Origin of the sequence: Spirosoma liriopis, assembly GCF_023196085.1 — a bacterium.
In the GTDB taxonomy this organism is placed as follows: domain Bacteria; phylum Bacteroidota; class Bacteroidia; order Cytophagales; family Spirosomataceae; genus Spirosoma; species Spirosoma oryzicola.
In genome coordinates this window covers 1-21,389 of the sequence record NZ_JALPRF010000005.1, presented here as the reverse complement: position 1 = coordinate 21,389, position 21,389 = coordinate 1, and the positions used below count along the sequence as shown (strand labels likewise).

Annotated in this window: 14 protein-coding genes; 3 read left to right on the top strand and 11 right to left on the bottom strand. The window is 49.0% G+C overall.

The features are described 5' to 3' along the window. The first annotated feature begins 170 nt into the window (after positions 1 to 170). Together M0L20_RS23550 and M0L20_RS23545 are read left to right on the top strand one after the other, a co-directional pair. A complete protein-coding gene (locus tag M0L20_RS23550) occupies positions 171 to 857 on the top strand; it encodes a CAP domain-containing protein (protein ID WP_248479470.1) in 687 nt (228 codons plus the stop codon). 520 nt (positions 858 to 1,377) lie between these two features. Then, entirely contained in the window at positions 1,378 to 2,448 is a 1,071-nt protein-coding gene (locus tag M0L20_RS23545) for a substrate-binding domain-containing protein (RefSeq protein ID WP_354004269.1), read from the top strand. A gap of 217 nt (positions 2,449 to 2,665) precedes the next feature. Here the strand turns inward: M0L20_RS23545 and M0L20_RS23540 are convergent, their stop codons facing one another. The 9 genes from M0L20_RS23540 to M0L20_RS23500 form a co-directional block, all read right to left on the bottom strand. Further along, positions 2,666 to 3,577, bottom strand: coding sequence for a ThuA domain-containing protein (locus tag M0L20_RS23540; RefSeq protein WP_248479466.1), 912 nt, complete (start codon positions 3,575 to 3,577; stop codon positions 2,666 to 2,668). An 85-nt stretch (positions 3,578 to 3,662) separates the two neighbouring features. Continuing rightward, positions 3,663 to 5,051 carry a glycoside hydrolase family 140 protein gene (locus M0L20_RS23535; protein WP_248479465.1) on the bottom strand — a complete coding sequence of 463 codons (1,389 nt, stop codon included), beginning with the start codon at positions 5,049 to 5,051 and terminating at the stop codon, positions 3,663 to 3,665. 26 nt (positions 5,052 to 5,077) lie between these two features. Next, complete coding sequence (locus M0L20_RS23530; protein WP_248479464.1) at positions 5,078 to 5,995, bottom strand: sugar phosphate isomerase/epimerase family protein; 918 nt, start codon at positions 5,993 to 5,995, stop codon at positions 5,078 to 5,080. Between the two features lie 19 nt (positions 5,996 to 6,014). Beyond that, entirely contained in the window at positions 6,015 to 6,908 is an 894-nt protein-coding gene (locus M0L20_RS23525) for a phytanoyl-CoA dioxygenase family protein (RefSeq protein WP_248479463.1), read from the bottom strand. Between the two features lie 128 nt (positions 6,909 to 7,036). After that, a complete protein-coding gene (locus M0L20_RS23520) occupies positions 7,037 to 8,197 on the bottom strand; it encodes a Gfo/Idh/MocA family protein (protein WP_248479462.1) in 1,161 nt (386 codons plus the stop codon). Positions 8,198 to 8,199: 2 nt separating this feature from the next. Further along, on the bottom strand, positions 8,200 to 9,057 hold the full coding sequence (locus M0L20_RS23515) for a sugar phosphate isomerase/epimerase family protein (protein WP_248479461.1): 858 nt from the start codon (positions 9,055 to 9,057) through the stop codon (positions 8,200 to 8,202). 87 nt (positions 9,058 to 9,144) lie between these two features. Further along, the gene (locus M0L20_RS23510; RefSeq protein WP_248479460.1) at positions 9,145 to 10,836 is read right to left on the bottom strand and encodes a RagB/SusD family nutrient uptake outer membrane protein; all 1,692 of its coding nucleotides are present in this window, start codon (positions 10,834 to 10,836) and stop codon (positions 9,145 to 9,147) included. 24 nt (positions 10,837 to 10,860) lie between these two features. Beyond that, entirely contained in the window at positions 10,861 to 14,052 is a 3,192-nt protein-coding gene (locus M0L20_RS23505; protein ID WP_248479459.1) for a SusC/RagA family TonB-linked outer membrane protein, read from the bottom strand. A gap of 100 nt (positions 14,053 to 14,152) precedes the next feature. After that, positions 14,153 to 15,205: a glycoside hydrolase family 5 protein gene (locus tag M0L20_RS23500; protein WP_248479457.1), complete on the bottom strand. Its 1,053-nt coding sequence runs from the start codon at positions 15,203 to 15,205 to the stop codon at positions 14,153 to 14,155. A 250-nt stretch (positions 15,206 to 15,455) separates the two neighbouring features. Here M0L20_RS23500 and M0L20_RS23495 point away from each other — a divergent pair, with 250 nt between their 5' ends. Further along, positions 15,456 to 15,668: a hypothetical protein gene (locus tag M0L20_RS23495; RefSeq protein ID WP_248479455.1), complete on the top strand. Its 213-nt coding sequence runs from the start codon at positions 15,456 to 15,458 to the stop codon at positions 15,666 to 15,668. Between the two features lie 239 nt (positions 15,669 to 15,907). Here the strand turns inward: M0L20_RS23495 and M0L20_RS23490 are convergent, their stop codons facing one another. Together M0L20_RS23490 and M0L20_RS23485 are read right to left on the bottom strand one after the other, a co-directional pair. Continuing rightward, a complete protein-coding gene (locus M0L20_RS23490; RefSeq protein WP_248479453.1) occupies positions 15,908 to 18,643 on the bottom strand; it encodes a glycoside hydrolase family 78 protein in 2,736 nt (911 codons plus the stop codon). Between the two features lie 74 nt (positions 18,644 to 18,717). Beyond that, on the bottom strand, positions 18,718 to 20,763 hold the full coding sequence (locus M0L20_RS23485; RefSeq protein ID WP_248479451.1) for an outer membrane protein assembly factor BamB family protein: 2,046 nt from the start codon (positions 20,761 to 20,763) through the stop codon (positions 18,718 to 18,720). Positions 20,764 to 21,389 lie beyond the last annotated feature (626 nt).

The following is a 21,389-nucleotide window of genomic DNA, read 5'->3' as shown; positions in this document are numbered from 1 at the left end:
CGCAGTGGCGACGATCAGCCAGCCGTCTAGCGAACAGTTATTGTAAGTAGTCCGTCTCTAAAACTTCCTTTAAGCCCCAGAAAGATTGATAGGATTGATCACCCTAAGAGGCAAGTAAATGGCTGTGTTTAAATGCTTTTGCGCTCATCTACTTAGCCCGGCTAAATCTTATGAACTGGTGGGTGCTTTTCCAATTCTTACAATGGGTTTCTTCGACCAAGAACACACCTGATCTATACCTGCTCAACGATGAAGTGTTTTTTGCTCAGTCAAGTTGCCATCAACCCATCAACCTGGACCAGCCAGATACGCTCTTGCTCGACGCAGCTTTATTTCAGGCTACTAATGAAGCGCGACGAGCGGCAAAAATGCCCATTCTTCTTTATAATCAGTCGTTAGATAAAGCGGCTCGCCATCATGCCCAATCCATGATTCGCTTTGATTTTTATAGTCATCAAAACTATCACCAACTAATAGCTATAAACCCGGTTAAGCGGATTGAGAACCAAACTAAATCCATCAGTCGTCTAGCCGAAAACATTGGTCAATACTCGACCATAAACACCACTGATTGGTATGGGGTACGTTTCAACAGGCGGAGTAAACGCTACCAATATCTTGATTTGGAAAGCCAAACGCTTTGCCAGCCTTACACGTATGCGCAGTATGCACGTTATGCCGTGCAGCAATGGCTGAATTCGCCCCATCACCGGGCTAACCTGTTAAACCCTTCTTTTACCCATCTTGGCACTGCCGGTCGTCTTTCCATCGATCCTTATCAACAGCGTCAAGCCCCCTTTGGTCGGTTAGTTCAGAATTTTGGCTCATTCAATTTGTTAGCTCAGGAAAGCCGATAATTATTTTTTCAATTTCCTACATTGTATAGACACTCTATCCAGGAAGCTAGTTCAGTTGAATGGGTCAGCCTGCTATTAGGCAACGTCCAAAGGTTGCTTCTACTGAAAGTGACTACGAATACACATCGCCAACTGGTCAAGCTGCTACGGCCCTAATTCTTTTTATTTTCTGTCCGTACCTGATAAACCTTAGTCCAGGCCATTACCAGTCTAAGCTTTTTTTGAATAGCGTAAAGCTGATCGTTTGACAGAATGCTCCCTGAAATGAAGTCCTTTGTTTAATTGAAGCGGCTAATCGATGATTCGGGTAAGCTAGTCTAGTATTTTAGCGATAAGATTTGTGCCTAATTGTTTGTTGACCAACTGCCTCACGTTCTATTACTGACCAATAGTATCCTCTCACGAAAAACAGAAACATGCTTAATAAATATTATGGTTGCGCTACTCAAAATTATACGAATATAGAACTTACTATTTCACCCAATAAAAAGCAAATTTCACTAATTTTGAGAAAACGCAAATCGCCATCAAACATAAGAACAAAACGATAGGTATCAAGGATATTGCCGAACGAGCCAACGTCTCAATTGGCCCCGTCGACCGTGTTTTGCATAACCGGGGTGGCGTATCCAAAGAAACAACCGAACGTATTCTGAAAGCCATTGAAGAGCTGAATTATCAGCCCAATCTTATGGCCAGTCGCCTTAAATCGACAAAAGAATATTTGCTCGCTGTGTTGCTCCCTAAGGCTACTGCTGATATACCATTCTGGAACGAGCACATTGTTGGTGTTACTCAGGCCGAAAAAGAAATCAGTTCATTCGACGTTTACACCAAAGTATTCTACTTTGATCAAAATAGTAAAACATCTTTTCAGGAGCAGGTTGATGAGATCATAGGCGACACGTTTGATGGTGTCTTTATGGTACCCGTTTTTTATGAGGAGTCGGTGAAGCTGATTACAGACTGTAAGGAGCGAGGTGTTCCCTGCCTATTGTTTGACACTAATATTCCGGACCAGAACACAACTTGTTTCATTGGGCAAAATGCCTATGATAGTGGTTTTCTAGCGGCTGAACTGTTTAGTTACTGTTTACCTAGTGACTCCTGCGTGCTTATCGTTAATATTGTTCAGGAACACGACAACTACCTTCAGTTCGATCAGCGCGAAGAAGGGTTCAGAGCGTTCTTTGACCAACTTCCGCAACCCCATTCGTTTGAACTCGTTAAGATGGAATCCCGGCAGGGCATGAAGGAAGAGTTCGAAGACAAGCTAACGAAGCTCATCCATGCCAATCCGCGTCTGAAAGGCATTTTCACCGTCAACGGCGTTCAGCACATTGCCCCAATTGTTGAAAAACAGAATCTTACTGGTCTTACACTTATTGGGTACGACATTATACCCCAAACGATTCACTATCTTCAAAACGGCATCATCAACTTTATCATCAGTCAACAGCCTAAGATTCAAGCGTATAATGGCATAAAACTGCTGTACGAAAACGTACTTTTAAAAAAACAGCTCAATAAAAATTACTACCTCCCGATCGATATTGTCATGAAATCGAATCTGAAGTATTACACGAAATAACGCGAGTAATGGAGTTTTTATCGATAATTAATTCATTAGGCGCCACTTTTTTTGTCATCCCGAGGAACGACAAAAACTAATGATTATTCACGTTAAATAAAGTCAACGTAGCTTGGCTTCAATTCAGATACCGGTCGTTCAATACGCATTGCCGGAGCAGCGGCCGATACATTCGGCAACTGTATACCATCATAAGCTGACCCTTACAGCGACAAAATCATCTCAAATACTCCTGAATCTGCTTATCGGTGTAGAATTTTGATTCGACCCCACCGGCGGGTACTTGCCCCCCGGCGGCCCATACAATGGCATTCAGAAGCATTTTTCTGTAGTTAGGCTCCTCCCAGTTGGCATAAAAGTGACCGCCCGTAAAACCGAATCCTCTCCCACCGTTTTTGCGCTCCACCGCCCAGGCCACCGTTTGTTCGTCAACGCCTGACAGCTTAGCGGTTAGTACTGGTTTCAAGCGAGTATCCTTCTCCTGAAAATGAATCTTATAGTAAAACTCCTCGCGAAGCTGGAAAGGGACTAGGCCCCGTGCAACGGGATGCACGGCAGGTTTACACAGAGCCGTCTCCGTAGTGATGGCTGAGTACCAGGCTTCTTTTCCCGAAGCCCCCGGCTTTCCGCTTTCATAGTCGAAATACCCCCCTACCCATTCTAAAAACGCCTGGCTATGAGACTGTGGCGCAAAGGTAGAATAATGCATAAGCACCAGGCCACACCCTCGTTTCATCTGCTTCTCCAGGATGCGCCAATGGTCACCCACAAAAAGTGGATCATTGGCCATACCGAAATCGCTCCCGTCAGCATACATAAAAATAACGTCCGCATCATCCAGCGTAGACGGATCGGCGGGCCATCCGTCGGCGTGTACTTCGGTTGACATACCGTTCACGTTTGGCGCCTGGTCCAGCATTACCTTGAGTAACCGTACCGATTTGAGGTATTCGTGTTCGCCGGGGTTGTGTGATTTCTTACCCGCGATCAAGACGAGCTTTTTGGGTGTTTTTGCTGATTGAGCCACCGAGCTTTTCGCCAGCAGACTACATATCAACCCTACCATGACTACCTTCACCCAAACTTGTAGAATGGCTTGAGTTCTTCGTTTTGCCGGACTAATTTTCATGAATACTAACTTTTTAAGCATCACCCAAAGAATAGCGTTAGGGGATTTTCTAGACAATGAAGTACATAAACAGACTCGCTTCGCTCTACAATCTGGTAAACCCCTGGCTGGCATCGTCCAGGATCAATACCCAGTCCTGATCGTTGCCTTGCGTTGGTGGTGTAAATTTCTGAATACCCGTGTTTAGATACGTTTTTCCCGCCATAGCTGTGCCGGTGCGTGGGTTGTACCAACTGGCTTTAACTTTCTTACCTGATAGGATACCCATCTTTACCTCGAATGCCTGACCGGATGACGAGTAAATGAACGCATAGCCATTACCGCGCGTCGCCTGAATACGATTTTTAGGGTTATCGGAATTCGTTATAACCATCGACTGATCTGGAATACGTTCCAGAAAGGGTCGTGACTCCATCAGCTTCCGCACGTACGTCATCGAGGCTGCCCCTGGCAAATCCAGTGATTCAAACCAGGGTTTGGCAGGGTCAATGTAGGGTTTCCGACCGGGCTCATACATTTGCCAGACGCTATTGCACCCGTACGTATGGCCGTGGGCTCCTGCAAATAAATCCTGATAAGCCTTGCGCCGTACGTCGTTTACATCGGCATAGCCATTCTTCTTCAGATCAAAGCAAACCGGTATATCCTCGTACAAAGGCTCTCCGTCCATGGTCGGTTTGGTCGGCGATAAATTGTAGTCGTGGCTTATCTTCTCCCAAACGTTCACATCCGGGCAATGGCCCGTCTGCAACATGTTGAAGTCTAGCCAATCATCCTGGTGAAACCAGGTCGACGATCCCGTTTGCGGATGAAACGTCATCAACACGTTGTCTTTACCGCCAGCCGCTTCCGTGATTCCATTGGCCAGCCCCCGCCAAACCTGGACATCATTCGAGCCCTTACGAGGGTTACGATCACCGCCGATTATCCAGATAATGTTTTTCTTTGCTTTGTAGCGATTGCCAATAAATTTACCGTATTGGTAGCTGTTTTGTTCGTCGAAAATTTCTGGCCCTATTCCCCATTTATCCTTATTGATCTTGTCACCCCAGGTTGGTAGCAAAGCCATATGTAACCCAAGCTTCTCTGCTTGCTCAATTATGAAATCGACGTGCTTAAAATAAGCTTCGTTCGGTTTTGTCGGGTCTGTATCCACGAAGGGCACCTGTCCATACGCGTTAGGATCGCGCAGGCCGTCATGTTCCGCCAGCACAACGGCCTGAATAACCGTGAAGCCTTTATCCGCCCGGTTCGTTAAGTACCTGACGGCATCTTCCCGGTTAAGTCGGTGGAGAAGTTCCCAGGCCGTATCGCCTAAGTAAAAAAAGGGCTTGCCGCTGGTGTACACTAGAAAACGACCATTATCACTCACGCGAAGATCCGATTGCGCGTGAGCGACCGTTGGCGTCAACGTAATACCTACCATCAGGCTTAGTACCAGTACTGCAATAAAGGGTGAAATGGAGACTTTCAAGTAGGGTAATTGATTAATGAGCAAATCTAGTTATACGTTTTAAGCGCTGCCGAATCCCCCATCTTCTTTAGTTCGCGTTTTAGGCCATCCATGTTCATACGCAAGCCCACTTCGGCGTCGGGTGCAGTCTCTTCGTTGATAATGCCAATCGGGCCACGGTACCCACTTGCCTTGAGGATGCGCATCATGTTCAATTCGGCGTCACCCTGACCAATGGGCACCACTTTGACTGGTGTACCCCTCTTCAGTCCAGACAGGTTTAGGGCCATCAGGTGGGGCAGCATCTTGGGTAAGAAAACAGGAAAACGGTCGATCTGCTCCTCGGCATGGTGGAAGTTATAGACGATTCCGATGTTTGGCTTTTTAAGGAAGTCGATGATGGCGAGTTGATTCTCGGGTTCGCCAAACCAACCGCCGTGATTGTATAAACCGACTGTGCAGCCAATTTCGGCGGCTTTGTCAGCAATATAGCGCACGGGTTTAGCTACTGCTTTTATCTTCTCGTCTTGCGTCATGGCGTCCAGTCCTTTTATACCGCCGATCATGCACCAGATCTGCGTTTTCACGTTGTGCCGCTTCAACACATCCAGCACGGCCAGCAAGCCTTTATCGGTTTCGGGATTAGGACCTGAATAAAGCCAGAAAGCCTGCAAATCGATGTTGTGTTTTTTAAGCGCATCCAGTTCGGCGTCAAACGTAGGAATGTGCTTCTCGCGCCAATCGTAGGCCAGTTTGGTAATACCGAGCGTATTGAGCATTTGCGCCCGTTCCTCAGGCCCTCTTTCTTTGACGTCGAACGGGACAATGCACCAGGCCACCAGATTATCGCGCGCGTAGATATTGTTCGTGCTGCCCTTTCCCTGTCCGTTGACGGTTTGACTGCCCATCGTTAGCAGGAAAAGGGCGACAGTTAGTAATGAATTAATGTGGGACAATCGTTTCACAAGCCTCATTATAAAGAAGTTACACCAACTGCTCATCTGGAAAATTATATTCACGTTTCCAGGTTTGGCTCATGTCGGGATATTGCTCACGACAAGCCAGGTATTCTTCCATCATGCCACGCATGGTAGGACTGAGCGTTGTCATGTATTCCGGCGTAAGCAGATCACCATTCAGCAGGTAAAAATGCCAGGTTGGTGGGTACGCAGCACTGTGGTATCCCATGTGCAGGGTCCGGCGCGGAATTTTCATCGTTTCCGTAAAACCCCGGTGAATCAGGTTGTTGTTGTACAATACGGCTTGCCCGGCTTTCAACGGGACCGCGATTCCACCCGGCATCTCGACGCCAATGGGAGCATAATGCTTGGAACCCTGGAAAGCCTGATTTTCGGCTTCCGTGTTCGGGCGATTATGACTACCCGGAACAACCCAGAGTGAATTTTCGTCCACCAAGGGTAGGTTGATCTGTACACTATTGTGGAACCGCTCGGGCGAAAACAACCAGTCTTCGATTTCAGCCTGTGGAATCTGAATGATGTCCCTATGCCACCCTAACGAGTATTCCGTACCCTCGTTGGCGGCCAGAATAGAGGCATTGTTAACAATGAGGTTCGGTCCAATTAGTTCTTCCACCGCTTTCAAAATGACCGGATGATGAAAGGCGTGGTGGATGGTTTCGGTTCCGGGCTTGGTCAGTAGATGAAAATAATATTGTCGCGCTTCTTTGCCAAAATCCCGAATTTCATCACCTAGATGCTGAAAAGACGAACTCCGTTTCTCCGTATCAGCCGATTTAACTTTGGGACTGATTAACGCGTCCATCAACGCTCTAAATTCACCGATTTCAGTCTCGGTCAGTACGTCGATGATCACGTAGCCATCCGTTTCGAATTTCTCTTTGTTAGACACACTCATGGCATTGAGATTTAAGTAGTTTATTGAAAATACATTAGATTATTTTTTGTCATGCGGACCGGTCCGCATGACAAAAAACGTACATGCAGAATACTCTGAATTATTTGTGCTTGAGTACTTAGTTGGTATTAATTGAGTTTAACGCGCTGACCTGTCGCAGCTGATTCAAGACCCGCTTCGAGCACGGTCAGGATTCGTAAGCCATCCGAAAAATTCGGTTCAATTGGTTTATTGCCGTCGATAGCCCAAAGGAAGTCAACGACCGCATGCACAAACGTGTGTTCGTAGCCAATGATGTGCCCCGGCGGCCACCAGCCCTGCATGTACGCGTGAGTGGGATCAGTAGCCTGAATCGTCCGAAAGCCTTGCTCACCGGCCTCGTCATTTAGCGAATAATATTGCAGCTCATTCATACGCTCCAGATCGAATTTGACACTTCCTTTGCTGCCGTAGATTTCGAAGGTGAGGCCGTTCTTTTTACCGGTGGCAAAACGCGTCGCTTCGAAGGAGCCGACCGCACCGTTTTGAAACTGAACCAGCATCAAAGCCGCATCTTCAACCGTAACAGGGCCTTTCTGGTCACCGAGCGTTTCAGCGGTCAGGTTGCCCGACGTTGATTCATCGGCAAGTGGACGTTCGGTAACGAAATTGGTGGTCAGGGCCGAAACCGTGTCTATGTCGCCGATCAGGAAATGCGCCAGATCGACAGCGTGCGAATTCAAATCCCACTGCGGACCGGCTTGTGCGGTTTCTTTTCGCAATTGCCAGGTCAGCGGGAAGTTGGGATCAACAATCCAGTCCTGCTGATACGCACAACGCCAGTGAAAGAGCCGACCGAGCTTACCAGTCTCGATCATTTTCTTCGCCAGCAGAACCGCTGGCAAACGCCGGTAATTGTGGTTGAGATAATGGGTTACGTGATTTTCTTCGCACACCCGCAGCATTTCTTCGGCTTGCCGGCTGTTCATGGCCAGCGGCTTTTCGCAAAAGATATGCTTTCCAGCCCGTGCCGCAGCCATGGCTACTTCGTAGTGAAGATTTTGAGGAAGCGCCACATCGACAATGTCAATATCGGGTCGGGCGATCATTTTCTTCCAGTCGGTTTCGGTTTCCTCCCAACCCCATTTCTGCGCAAATTCCTGTAAAGACGCCTGATGCCGTCCGCAGGCAACTTTCAGCACCGGCTGGCTTGGCACATCGAAAAATAAAGGAGCCTTTTTCCAGGCATTACTGTGGGCGCGGCCCATGAACTTGTAGCCGACGATCCCAATGTTGAGTTGCTTTGCCATGTTTAGAGTCCTGCCGTTATCGTTCTGAGTGCCTGAATACTTTGCCTGACCACGTCCTCTTCCCGGTCTGTGTAATCGGGATGCAGAAAATCGACCTCCACCGCCAGAAACCCCTGGTAGTTGTGCTGACTCAATAGCTGTGCGAGCTTTTCATTCGGAATCAGACCTTCACCCGTGGGTACGCAGGAAAAGAAATACCACTCATTGACTGGAACACCCTTGACGGGTCGTAAATCCTTAATGTGCGTCGCATACACGTAAGGGGCCAGCTTTTCCATTGCCTGAATCGGGTCATCCAAAACCCGCAGGAAATTACCGGAATCGAAGTTTACTCCGAAGTACGGTGAGTTCACTCCTTTCACGAGCTGCAAGATTTCGTCGGAGTTATAGTCGATGTGATTTTCAACGGCTAGCTTCACGCCATTTCGCTCGGCAATCTGGGTCGCTTCCGTAAACATCCGGGTCAGTTTTTCCAACTGCGGCTCGTGCGGCTCGAAGCGGAACATCAGGCTACTACCCACAACGCGCATCACATCGGCACCAATCAGCCGGGCGTATTCGATGTGCTGTACCATTTCGTCGAATGCCCGCTCATTGCTGCCTCCTTCCAGACCATCGGGGTGGCCCCAGGCGTACACCCGATCCATGCCGGATGCATCAAGATGCGCTTTTACACCTTGCAGATACAAATCGTCAAACTGGGGTATAAAACAGGATTCCAGCGAAACGCCGTCAATGCCGAGGTCATTAATTTTCGTCAGAAAATCCTCAAACGAAAGGTGGTGCTCGGGTTGATTTTGTCCGGTGTACACCTCGCCAAACAAACGGTGATAGCAGTAACTATCGATGCCTACTTTCATACAATACGGGTTAATTGTTCATCAAACAGTCGTAGCCGTTGCCTTATTTTGGGTACGAAGGCAACGGCTCGCCAAAAACTACATTACTTACCAACCCGGATTGTTTTCATTTATACTCGTATTACCGTTGATTTCATTCAGTGGTATCGGTAACAGCAAGTGTTTTTCCTGACGACGCTTGATGATATTGTTGGCATCAATATCAATTTCGTTCATGGCTTGCAGGTAGATGCCCCAACGCCGTAAGTCCCAGGCACGGTGACCTTCCAGCGCTAATTCCCGCTGACGTTCCTGTAGAATATAGGATCGCAATTGTTGCTGGTTCAGGGTGGGTGCAGGACTAGCGCCACTCCGGGTACGTACGGCATTGAGTGCGTCATAAGCCGCTGACGTTGGCCCGCTTACTTCGTTTTCAGCTTCGGCAAAAATTAGCAACGTCTCGGCGTAGCGGATAAACGGAAACGGCATATCAGCCCGCTGAACCGTGCGATCAGCAACTTGCGCGTACTTGCTGAGTTTGGCTACGTGAAACTGATCGGGCGAATAAATATCCGTTGGCAGATAGCCTTCACGCGTGGAAACGGTCGCACTGTTTTTTACCTTCAAGCTGTCTTTACCCGGATAATAATGCCAGGCTGCATTACTGAACATGCGCCAGCGGTGCTGAACCCCGTCCGTAATCCGCTGGTCGTTGTCGCCGAATAGCTCGTACCAGTGGTCCGACATACCGTACAGCGCTCCGTCGATAGCTCCGTTTGCCATCAGAAACCCTACGTAATGATAGGACAGGAAATTGCCGAATTGCTCAGAACCCGAAATAGCGTTCATCTGCCAGAGATGCTCTCCCCGGTTGCGATTCGCAATGCTCCAGACATCCATGTACTTTGAAAAAAGGCCGATAGGCGAACCGGCTTTTTGCATGTCGATCACTTCCTTGGCTTTTTGACGGGCCAACTCAAAATACGCAGCGGCATCGAACGACTCATGACCAGCTACCACCTGCTTGGTATAAGTATGCGCCGTTGGTGGAATCCGGCGTCTCACGTTACCAACGGTTTCATATTGTTTGCCACCTAATACGGTAACCTGCGCTCCCTTCAACGCCCCCGATGCCATCGTGAGGTAGACTTTGGCTAACAGCGTCTTGGCGGCTTCCTGACTTAGCCGACCCGCTTCGTATTTGGCGTTTGTGCGGGTATACAGCAATTGCTCCGCCTGCTTCAGATTCTCAACGATATGCGTATACACATCACTTACGGAAGCGCGGGGCTGGTTGGCGTTCTCGCCTTCTGTAACCGATTTTTTGAAAATAGGGACGGGTCCAAAAGCTTTTACCAGTTGGGAGTAAGCCCATCCTTTCAGAAAGTATAGCTGACCGAGCGCATTGTTTTTCACACCCTCGTCAATCGTCATCCGGTTAATCTTGGTGATGGCGTAGTTGCTCCGTTCGATCAGCGTGTAGGGGCCACCCCAGAACGTGTTGATGTCGGACGTAGACTGAAAGTTACCTGCCCCCATGGCCTGAAAAGCGAAATCTTTTCCGGTAATGTCATCGGCATCAACTTCCAGTGGCCGGTTGTACACGGCATAGGCAAAAAACGATCCGCTGTTCAGCGTATTCAACACACCGTTGACCCATAGTTTCGCATCGGCTTCGGTAGTCGTACCAATCTGGTCAGGACCAACAAACGAGTAGGGTGTTTCTTCCAGTGCTTCTTTGCAGGAGGCACTGCTCAACAGGGCGATCAGCAAACTGGTGACTACTTGTATTTTTTTCATGGCGAGGTAAGGCTTAGGTGTTGGTTAAAAAGCGGCTTTTACGCCCAGGGTAAAGGTTCGGTTATTGGGGTACGAGTTCATGTCTACCCCCCGGCGCGACGCATCGGCGCCAAACGAGTTAACATCCGGATCATACCAGCTGTAGTTACTGATCGTGAATAAATTACCAACACTACCGTACACGTTGATGCTTTCGACCGACTTAAACGGCGACCGGAACGTATAGCCCAGATTGACGGTCTTCAGCCGCAGGTACGAAGCGTCCTCCAGATAGCGATCCGAGAACAGCATAACCCGGAGCTGCGACGCATCGGCTCGTGGCCATTTAGCGTTTTCTTTGTTTTCTTCCGTCCAGCGGGTGTCGTAAGCCCATTGGGGTGCGTTTCCGAGCTGGTTCATCCGAATTTTAAACAGGTTTGTATTGATGATACTCCCGCCCTGTACGCCCTGGAAAAAAATGCTGAGGCTGAAATTTTTGCAGCTGAAACTGTTCGTAAAGCCGTACGTAAAATTCGGGTTAGTGTTACCGATGATCGTTCGATCCGTGCTTTCACTGAGGCTGGACGGGTTGTTGTCCATTTGTTTGTATCTTATTTCCCCAAGCTTGGCTCTAGCCTGCGTTTCGCTAAGTTTAGCAAACTGCGGGTCGGCTCTCACTTCTTCCACCGTGTTGTAATAGCCATCTTCGACTAGCCCATACACGGCACCGATTGAGTAGCCGTTCCGCTGAATAAAGATGTTGTCATACTGGTAGTACAGTCGGGGGGCAAACTGGTCAGCTGGCAGATCTAAAATTTTGTTTCGGTTGAACGAGATGTTTCCGTTGAAATCCCACTTGAAGACTGGCCCCTGCATAAGAGCCGCCGTAGCACTTACTTCCAGCCCCTTGTTTTCAACCGTACCGTAGTTGGTTAGCATGGTCGAAAAACCGTTGCTAGGTGCAATCTGGATGGTTTGCAGGAGGTCTTTCGTGCGTTTGTAGTACAGATCAACCGTCAGATTCAGCCGGTTGTTAAGCAGCCCAATGTCGGTTCCTACATCGTACTGAGACGTTGTTTCCCAGCGGATATTCGGATCGACGAGTCCGCGTCCGTTATCGACGGCGAAACCACTTTGCTCCACCCCGTTAAACGGTACGTTAGCAATGATAGTCGTGTACAGGCTTCCGTACGGACCAATGCCCTGGTTACCCGTCTGTCCGTAGCTAGACCGGAATTTAAGGGTAGAGAAGATACCAAGATTTTTAATAAACGCTTCCTGATCGGCGTTCCAGGCCAGTGCGAACGATGCGAAATTAGCCCACTTGTTATTGGTGGCAAACTTACTCGAACCGTCCCGGCGGAACGAAGCAGTAAAAAGGTATTTGCCATTATAGCCGTAGTTGATCCGGCCCAGTACCGACATAAGCGAATTATCACTCCGACCGTTTTGCAGCGGTGACGGACGAAGACCCGCCCGTAAGTTGAAGTTCTGGTTGAGGTCGTTGGGGAAGCCCGTAGCCGACATCGTGTAGAAATCAGATACCCCTTTTTCGTACGTGAACGCGCCGACAGCGTTGATACTGTGCTTTTGAGCCAGCACCTTCTTGTAGGTCAGGATCGATTCGGTTGTAAACTGCGAATAGTTATTATCGCCGATCATACCATAGCCATTGACGGGTGCCCGGCCCTCATTCAGGTCACGACCGTAGTACACCTCCCGTTTGTTGAGGTTGTAGTTGTAGCCCATGCGCTGACGGAGGTTCAGGTTCGGCGTAAAATTGGCCTGTACGAACGCCGTTGTGTACACGCGGGTCGAGTAGGTCATGTCACGGGCAGACTGCGTCGTTTTGTACGGGTTAGCCAGGTTCGAGTTGTTGATCTGCGATTCGCGCAGTACTGAATTCGGATCATCGACCGGATACGTTGGCGGGAAGAAAATGGTCGAACTAATCAGGCTGGGTTGCGCGCCGGAGGTGTTGGTTTTACCAAACTGGTAGGTTGAGTAGGCAATGTTGTTACTCGTCCCAATGGTCAGGAACCGCCCGATGTTCCGCTCCAGGTTGAACTGTATACCATACCGCTTAAACCCCGAGTTAAGAATGATGCCCTGCTGATCGAGGTAGTTTCCCGAAATCGAATACGTACCCCGCTCGTTACCCCCCGAAACGTTCAGCGTGTAATCCTGCGTCAGCGCCGTTCGAAAAATCTGATCCTGCCAGTTGGTCCCTTTAAAACCAGCCGGGTAGGATGTGCCTTGGGGTAGACCGTTCAGGTAATCGGTTGGACCGGGTAGGTATACGGTTTCTCCCGTTACGGGATCTTTGCCCGTCTGCCCTGGAAACGGTACTTCCAGCGCCGTTCCAATGTATTTACTAGCATTAGCATAGGCTTCATTCTGCAACAAGGCATACTGATACGCATCAAGCATTGGAATTTTCTTCGATACTTGAGCTGCGCTGGTATTAACCGTAAACTCCACGCGGTCTTTACCGGCCCGACCTTTTTTGGTATTGACGAGTACGACGCCATTGGCCCCCCGCGATCCGTAAATGGCGGTCGCTGAAGCATCTTTCAACACCTCGATACTTTCAATATCCTGCGGGTTAAGGCTCGACAGTACATTGATCGTCTGCATCGTACCTTCCGCACCGGCTGGCGTTCCGGCTGACGTGAACGGAATGCCGTCAACAACGTACAAGGGTTCGCTACCCGTAAAGGAGTTAGCCCCGCGAATCAACAGGCTGATACCACCGCCCGGAGCGCCATCACCTTTATTTACATTTACACCGGCAACCTGCCCCTGTAAGCTCTGATTGACGCTGATCGGGATATTTCGCAGCAGGTCCTGGCCTTTAACGACGCCAACCGAACCGGTCAGGTCCCGCTTATTGACCGTACCATACCCAATAACTACGACCTCGTTCAGATTTTTGGCGTCAGGCAGTAATGACAGATCGATGGTACTTTGTCCCGCCAGTTTAATCTCCTGCGGAGTGTAGCCGATAAACGAAAAAATCAGAACGGCGTTGGGCGACGGAGCCGTCAGCGTATACTTTCCGTCCGCGTTCGTTATTGTACCGGTTGTGGTTCCTTTGATACCAATACTTACTCCGGGTAGGGGCTCACCCGTGTCGTTTGCTTTGACGGTCCCCTTAACCGTAACTGACTGCGCCCATCCTGTTGATGAGACGAGCAAAAGTTGCAGGAGGAACCACAATACATAGTGTTGCTTCATAAGAAATCAAGGTTTAGAAGGTATATACTAGAGATTAGAAAAGAGAAAGCAATAGCAGCCTAGCCTGCTCGAAGCTGGATTAGCACGAAGGATCATTGGTTTATTGACAAGTTCTATTCGCTTGTTTGTACTTTTCAAGTACCTGCATCTGTGGCCGGTCTACCCCTTTCCTTGGCGTTACGGCCAGGAAATAATCACCCCAGCGCGAACCAGCTGCCCAATATGTCCCACCTAAACAGTTGGTCTGGATGTATTGCAGAAAGTTGTCGAGCGTTACCAGCCAACGGGGATCATTGTCGGGCACGCCGTATTCGCCAATGAATCCTTTTAACTGGTTTGTTTGTAGCCAGTTAACAAAAGGCTTGACGCGTTCAATGCCTGTCGTTGGGCTAGCTTTTTCGTCGTCGTAGCTATGTTTGTAAGCTCCGGATGCATCGTTGTCAAAATAGATATGCGCTTCGAACAGTAGGTTATTTGCCGGGTCAACCAGGTTTTTCAGGTTGTCACTAACCCGAGGCCACCGCTCCGCCGAACTCCAGCTATCTCCTCCAACCAGAATGGCCGTTTTTGTATCTACGTTCCTGATCTGCCTGATACTGCTTTGCGCAATCGTAAACCAGGGCGTAGTCGTTAGCATATCGTGGGGCTCGTTCATCAACCCGTACCCCCAAATATTGTCATACTCCTTGAACTCACCAGCCAGTTTTCTCCATACGTCACCCACATCAGCTACCGAAAGCTGGGGCGAGCCGATTCGTTGCTCCGTTCCGTCAATGAACCGTCGGCCATAATTATGCAAATCCAGAATCACCCAAATTCCCCGTTGTTTGGCGCCTTCTACAAACTTTTTCACTCTTGCCAGTCCCATAGCATCCAGGTCACCATTTTTCTCGGACTGGATTCGCTCCCATCGAAACGGCAATCGGATCAACGTCATGCCCTTGGCTTTACAATAGTCCAGATCAGCAATTCCCGGATAGCTATACGTTTTTTCGTATCTACCTGGCATCTCGGAACCAAACTCAGCACCCGCTAAATTAAGACCGAAAGCGGCAGGCGGCCGTTTGGTCAACGTGGACATATCCTGCTCACGGGGCAAGTTTATACCAAGAGAAACTAAAAATAGTAAGCTCACGCTGAAGTACTGCTTCATCTGTGTATGGTCCGAATGTTTCGCATCTGTACAGGTTCAGATCGTTGCCCTTCAACAGTGTCAATAGCAAATACCAGTCTACAAAACTGAATTAGCAATTACTAACGGTACAGCATATACGCATACTATCTAAGCAGCTTGTACTACCTGATTGTTCACTGTACGTACTATTACCAAGTGCATTTTTTCAATGTACCGATTTAAGGCGGCTTTATCCTCCTCCTGTTAACGAAGCTAGTCTACCAAACCTATGTTGTCCGAAATGTTGGCTTTACCCAATCTGATGTCTTTCAATGGTAATATCAGCGGGGCCGCCCGCGCGGTTCTCAAAACCGACCCTTGGCGTCAGCAATTCGTGTCGGTTTTAAGAACCGCGCGGGCGGCCCCGCCGACACCACCCAACCGCCGATACCACGGCCCCACCTACAATACTATCTACCAAACCCGTTTTTATGCTATCTGACGGCCAAACTCAATTTTCGCTTAATACGGTGTGAAAAGAACCAGTCGCTTTAATAGTTAACGTACACTTTAAAATAGTGTACGTTAACTATGCTTGTCAAAAGTATAAACTATCAAGAAACAGACCAAATTTATTTGTACTTATTTTATTAAAAATTTGCACCCAGAATCGTCACTGTGCTATTTGCTAAACGTACGGTCAAAGCATAGGTTCTGAACAAGACGCAACGCAGCAGGTCGTTATTCTATATCGAACTGATACGTACCGGATTGGAGCGTGTATGTCGAACTAGTGGCGTTCTGACCCCTTTGTGAAGCCTGGGTGAAAGGCTTTTTACTTTCAAACACCCGTTGTCCGCTGGCAACGGGGATGTCTACTGTAGCGGTTGAGTTAGGCGGAACAACCACGGTATAAGCAATACCTTTTCCTACCCGTTTCCAGCTTGAGCGAATTGTCCCATAAGGACTTTCATAAGTAGCGTCAAAGTGATTTAAGCCGGTGACGTAGTGCGGCTTAAGGAGTATATGTTTAAAACCGGGTCGTTGCGGATCGGGCTTAATACCACCAATGCCTTTAAATAACCAGGCACCAATTTCGCCAAACATGATATGGTTCATCGATATATCGCTCTTGGCATCAATCGGCCAGTTTTCGTAAAGCGTTGTCGCTCCGTTAACGATCCACCATCCCCAGGAAGGAAACGTTTCCTGCGAGGCTATCTTGTACGCTACATCGGCGTAGCCATTCTCGCTGAGTGCGTTCAGGATCGCTTTCGTTCCGAGTAATCCAACGTCCAAATGAAAGTTATCTGCTTCAACACGTCTAGCCAGATTAGCGGCTACTTTACTTTTTAATTCTTCGGGAACCAGTCCCCAATACAGCGGAATACTTAATTCAGTTTGCAGACCTGTTCCGTACTGAGCGGTTTGCCGGTTCAGGTATTTAGCATTGATGGCGGACTTAATCTTATCGGCCAACGCGGAGTAATACGCATAATCGGCTTCTTTACCCAACAGCTTAGCGGTCTTGGCCAGAATAGAAACGTCTGTGTAATAGTACGTTGACGAAGTAAGCTCTACGGGTGATTTTGATTTAACCGGAACCCAATCGCCCAGCCCCCACTCCGTTAGACCCGACGGACTTTGCTCATTGATGTGATCAACATAGCGTTTGATATTGTCGTAGCAATCCGCCAGCAACGTTGAATCGCCGTAGAACAGGTAGGCATTCCAGGGGATAATCGCAATGGTACTTGTCCAGTCAGGACCATTGGCCCATTCGTAGCCCCAGCCGCCAGTTGGAATAATGGCGGGTAATACGCCATTGGGCTGTTGTTCGTCGCGGTGATCAGCCAACCATTTCTCGTAAACCGTAATACCATCGAAATTATAAAGACCCGTTTCAATGGCGATGTGTGCGTCGCCTGTCCAGCCATTTTTCTCCCGTTGCGGACAGTCCGTTGGGTAGCCGAACAGGTTCGATAAGTAAGCATTATTGGTGGCCCACCAGATCTTGTCAATGGTTGGGTTAGACGATTTTAACTGACCGATTGGTGGTACATCGCTGTGCATAAAGTAGCCCGTCAGACTCGCGGCCGTTAGCTCGACCGCCTTGTTACTGGTCACCTCTACGTACTGAAATCCCTTATAATTGAAAAACGGCATAAACGACTCGTCTCCCTTGCCGCTTAAGGTAAACAGATCCGTTTGAAATGGATCGCTGGTACCGACAGGCCGGTAATGAACGTCGATGTTTGATTGGTCCACGTGTCCATTCGGGTAAAGTCGTTCGCCATGCTTTAAGCGAAGCACGGTTCCTGCCGATCCTTGTGCACGAATATGGCTCACACCGGCTATGTTACGCCCCAAGTCAAAAACATAGGTCGTATCGTTAAGCTTTTTAAACGTCTTCGTTGGAATCCGTTCGACGTTGCGGATGGGTTGAAGCGCCTGAGCAACAATCGTTTCGGAGGGTGTCGCCCGATAAATAACGTCCTTCCAGTTGCGGTCATCAAAATTTGCGGTATTCCAGCCGGGTTGCTCCAGTCGGGCGTCATAATGCTCAGCGGTGTAAATACTGTTGAACAGCAATGGGCTTAGCGCCGTCTTCCAGTCTTTACCGGACGTGATGGTTTCAACCGATCCATCGTCGTACGTAAGACGCAGGTCTAGACAAAAGGTAGGGCGACCGCGCCAGGGCGCTTCGTGAAAGTACCAGACGGCCGTCGATTGGTGGTTGTACCAACCGTTACCGAGCAGCACCCCGATGGCGTTTTTACCGGATTGCAAAAGAGACGTAACATCATGAGTTACATAGAGCGTCCGGCGATCAAAACGTGTGTACATGGGATCAAGGCGATGATTGCCCACTTTCTGACCGTTTATGTATAGTTCATACAAGCCTGCTACGGCTATATACGCCCTGGCTGATTTAATCTTCTTAGCGGCTTGAAAGCTCCTCCGGAAATATGGAGCCGGTTTAAGATTGATATCCCGGCTATCGCTGATCCATGACCCCTGCCAGTTTTTTTTATCCATCATGCCGGTTTCAAAGCTGGCTACGCTACTCGTTACCAACTTTACGCCGTCCTGGTCCCATGCTTCTACCCGCCAATAGTACTTGGTAAAGGGACGTAACGGTTTCCCGGCATAGCGCACAAGCTGTTGCCCTGACGTTAGTTTGCCCGAAGTCCACTCATTAGCCTGACCCTGGCTCACGGCTATTGAATCGGTGCCAACCGTGAGTTGGTAAGCCGATTGGGCTGCTCCCCGCCGGCTGTCATCCAACCGCCAGGTCAGTCGTGGCTTGTTCGCATCAATACCTAACGGATTGACCAGGTGTTCGCATTTTAAATGAACCGGCTTGCCAGCCGTTTGTCCATAAGCGGTGGTAGCCATGAGCAAAATACAGATGCTTATACGGGCGATTTGAAAGGCAGGTTTTAAAAAAATAGCGGTAAGGTTCAGAGCAGACATGTTGAAGTAAAAACGGGCTGTTGTATACCCGGTACGTATTGAATAAGCGAGAAACTAAACTTAAAACGAGACGGTCAATCCAGGGCGAAAGCAACATAGGTGTCGCCCGTTTTTGTGCCGAGCTTTCCCCCGCCAGTTGCCGCAATAACGACGTACTGCCTGCCATTGACGGTGTACGTGCTGGGGGTAGCGTAACCGCCAAAAGGTAGTTGCGCTTCCCATAAAATGGTACCGGTGTCTTTGTCAAAAGCTCTGATTTTTTCGTCTCGTGTAGCGGCAATGAATACTAGTCCACCTTTGGTAACGATACAGCCCCCAAAATTTTCGGTACCCGTTGGTGGAATTCCTTTTGCCACCAAGGCAGCGTATTCGCCCAGCGGTTTCTTCCAGGCTATTTCGCCCGTATTCAGATTGACGGCATTGAGCGTACCCCAAGGCGGAGCCGTCGCCGGGTAGTTGTCTTTATCCAAAAACTTGGTGTAGTTAGCCGCTCGGTACACGGGTTGACGATTCTCTTTTTTTATTACCGTTTGGCTGTCCATGTTCAACAAAAATTCGGCGAGTGCCTGAATCTCGTCTTCTGGAATTTGGGAGAACGCAGGCATGGCTCCGCGACCGTTTTTCACCAGTTGCACGATGTCGGCTTTCTTATACTTACCTGTCAGACTGGTTAATGCGGGGATACCACCGTTACCCTGCCGCTCAGCGCCGTGGCATCCTACGCACCCTTTTTCAAGGTATACCCGCCGACCCGGATGCTGCTGCAACGCCCCGGCAACGCCTTCTTTCGCATTAATATCAATCATTTTGATATGCCAGGCTAATTCATTGGCATTCACGTACAGCATGCCCGTAGTTGGATCGTAAGCTCCTCCGCTCCACTCGGCCCCACCATGTATTCCGTAATAAATAACCCCTTTCTGCGAAGGCGGCATGTACCAGCCTGTATCAGCGCTGCGAAATCGAGCTAAAGCATCGGCGTGTGCTTCGGGCGACAGATTAGTCAGATCAGCCTCCGTTACAACCTGTTTTGCGAAAGGCTTAGGCCATTTCACGTACGGCTGGGTTGGGTAGGCACTTTCTCCGGCCAAACTGGACGCTGGAACCGGGCGTTCTTCTACGTCTGAAAGCAGCTCTCCTGTCAGTCGATTGAACAGAAAAATAGTACCCGTCTTGGTCAACTGTACGACGCCGGGCACTTTCTTTCCCTTGTAACTGAAATCAGCCAGAATAGGCGCACTCGGCAAATCCAGATCCCACAGATCACGGTGGATCACCTGATAATGCCAGACGCGTTTGCCAGTCGTCGCGTTCAGGGCAACAATGCTGTTGCCGTAGAGTTGGGAACCTTTCTTTCCAGGACGGTAAAAATCATCCTTTGGCTGCCCGGTCGCGAAATAGACCATGCCCGCTTGCGGATCGACGGATAGTCCTCCCCACACATTTACCCCAGCCCCTATTTTCCAGAAATGGGGATTATCCCAGGTCTCATACCCGAACTCACCCGGCTTAGGGATGGTATAAAATGTCCACAGTTTTTTACCCGTTCGGATATCAAATCCGCTGACGTTGGCCGGGGCACTCCAACTCATTGAACCCAGGATGACAATGTCTTTATAGATTACGGGCGAAGCTGGCGAGGTGATCTTCATGTCGGACGCTGGCCGGACCAGCCCTTCATTCAAATCGACCCGGCCGTTCTGCCCAAAAGTGTCTACCGTTTTTCCGGTACGGGCATCAATAGCGCAGAGGTAATTGTTGGCGGTAAACAAAATGCGTTGATTTTCACCGTCCCGCCAGAAGGCGAGTCCCCGGTTTATCCCACCCATTTTCTCATTGGGTCGAGCCGGATTATATTTCCAGATTTCCTGTCCCGTAGTCGCGTTCACGGCCACAACCTCGTGAGCCGGGGTCGTTACGTACATCACTCCGTTAATGATCAACGGGTTACATTGTACGTTTCCTTTGGCATTTCCTGAATGATACGTCCACACTGGTTTGAGCCGGGCAACGTTTTCTCTTGTAATCTGATCGGCTTCTGAATAACGCGTTACACCGGCATCCCCATTCGTAACAGCCCAATCCAAATTATGGGTGGTTTTGCTACGATTGCTAATCATCCGCTGGCAACTAAAGACCAACAACGAAAAACTTAGAAAGGCTATGGCGTACTTATACGGCGTACGTTTTCGAAGGAAAACCCTATATGCCATTAGATGCTGCATTATGATGGTATATGATTGACAAACTACACGAGTCAGCGCATTGTCCAGATAGCTTCCACTGCTTTAAACAGGGGTTTGACTTCGGCAAATATACATAGTGTACGTACACTAAAGCCATAAATAGTCGTTTATCTACTGGCTTGTCTGCTAAATTTGAGAATTAGTTTGTCGCAAATTTGCCAACGTAATGAGCAGAGCATCTTTGAGTACTGGCTATTACTCTCTTAACCAGACAAAGGATTATGCATTACATGAAGACGTGGTCAACAACCGTTCCTCTCTGAATGCCTATAAAGCTCTAGTGTCCTGAATTCGGATACAATCCTCCAAGAAACGGTTACTCTGCCCCCCCAGCGCTTGCCTACTTTTGTGGCGGTCAACATAAACGATAATACCAACTTATGAAACGGGTAAACTTAGGAAGCCAGGGGCTGGTGGTGCCTGCACTTGGTCTGGGCTGCATGGGGATGACTGCAATGGCCCACAGGGATATCTATGGAAAAGCCGATGAAGCCGAGGCT

Coding starts and splice junctions, on each gene's coding strand:
- M0L20_RS23550 (WP_248479470.1), top strand. CDS start 171: ATGAACTGGTGGGTGCTTTTCCAATTCTTACAATGGGTTTCTTCGACC.
- M0L20_RS23540 (WP_248479466.1), bottom strand. CDS start 3,577: ATGAAAATTAGTCCGGCAAAACGAAGAACTCAAGCCATTCTACAAGTT.
- M0L20_RS23525 (WP_248479463.1), bottom strand. CDS start 6,908: ATGAGTGTGTCTAACAAAGAGAAATTCGAAACGGATGGCTACGTGATC.
- M0L20_RS23520 (WP_248479462.1), bottom strand. CDS start 8,197: ATGGCAAAGCAACTCAACATTGGGATCGTCGGCTACAAGTTCATGGGC.
- M0L20_RS23515 (WP_248479461.1), bottom strand. CDS start 9,057: ATGAAAGTAGGCATCGATAGTTACTGCTATCACCGTTTGTTTGGCGAG.
- M0L20_RS23510 (WP_248479460.1), bottom strand. CDS start 10,836: ATGAAAAAAATACAAGTAGTCACCAGTTTGCTGATCGCCCTGTTGAGC.
- M0L20_RS23505 (WP_248479459.1), bottom strand. CDS start 14,052: ATGAAGCAACACTATGTATTGTGGTTCCTCCTGCAACTTTTGCTCGTC.
- M0L20_RS23500 (WP_248479457.1), bottom strand. CDS start 15,205: ATGAAGCAGTACTTCAGCGTGAGCTTACTATTTTTAGTTTCTCTTGGT.
- M0L20_RS23495 (WP_248479455.1), top strand. CDS start 15,456: ATGTTGTCCGAAATGTTGGCTTTACCCAATCTGATGTCTTTCAATGGT.
- M0L20_RS23490 (WP_248479453.1), bottom strand. CDS start 18,643: ATGTCTGCTCTGAACCTTACCGCTATTTTTTTAAAACCTGCCTTTCAA.
- M0L20_RS23485 (WP_248479451.1), bottom strand. CDS start 20,763: ATGATTAGCAATCGTAGCAAAACCACCCATAATTTGGATTGGGCTGTT.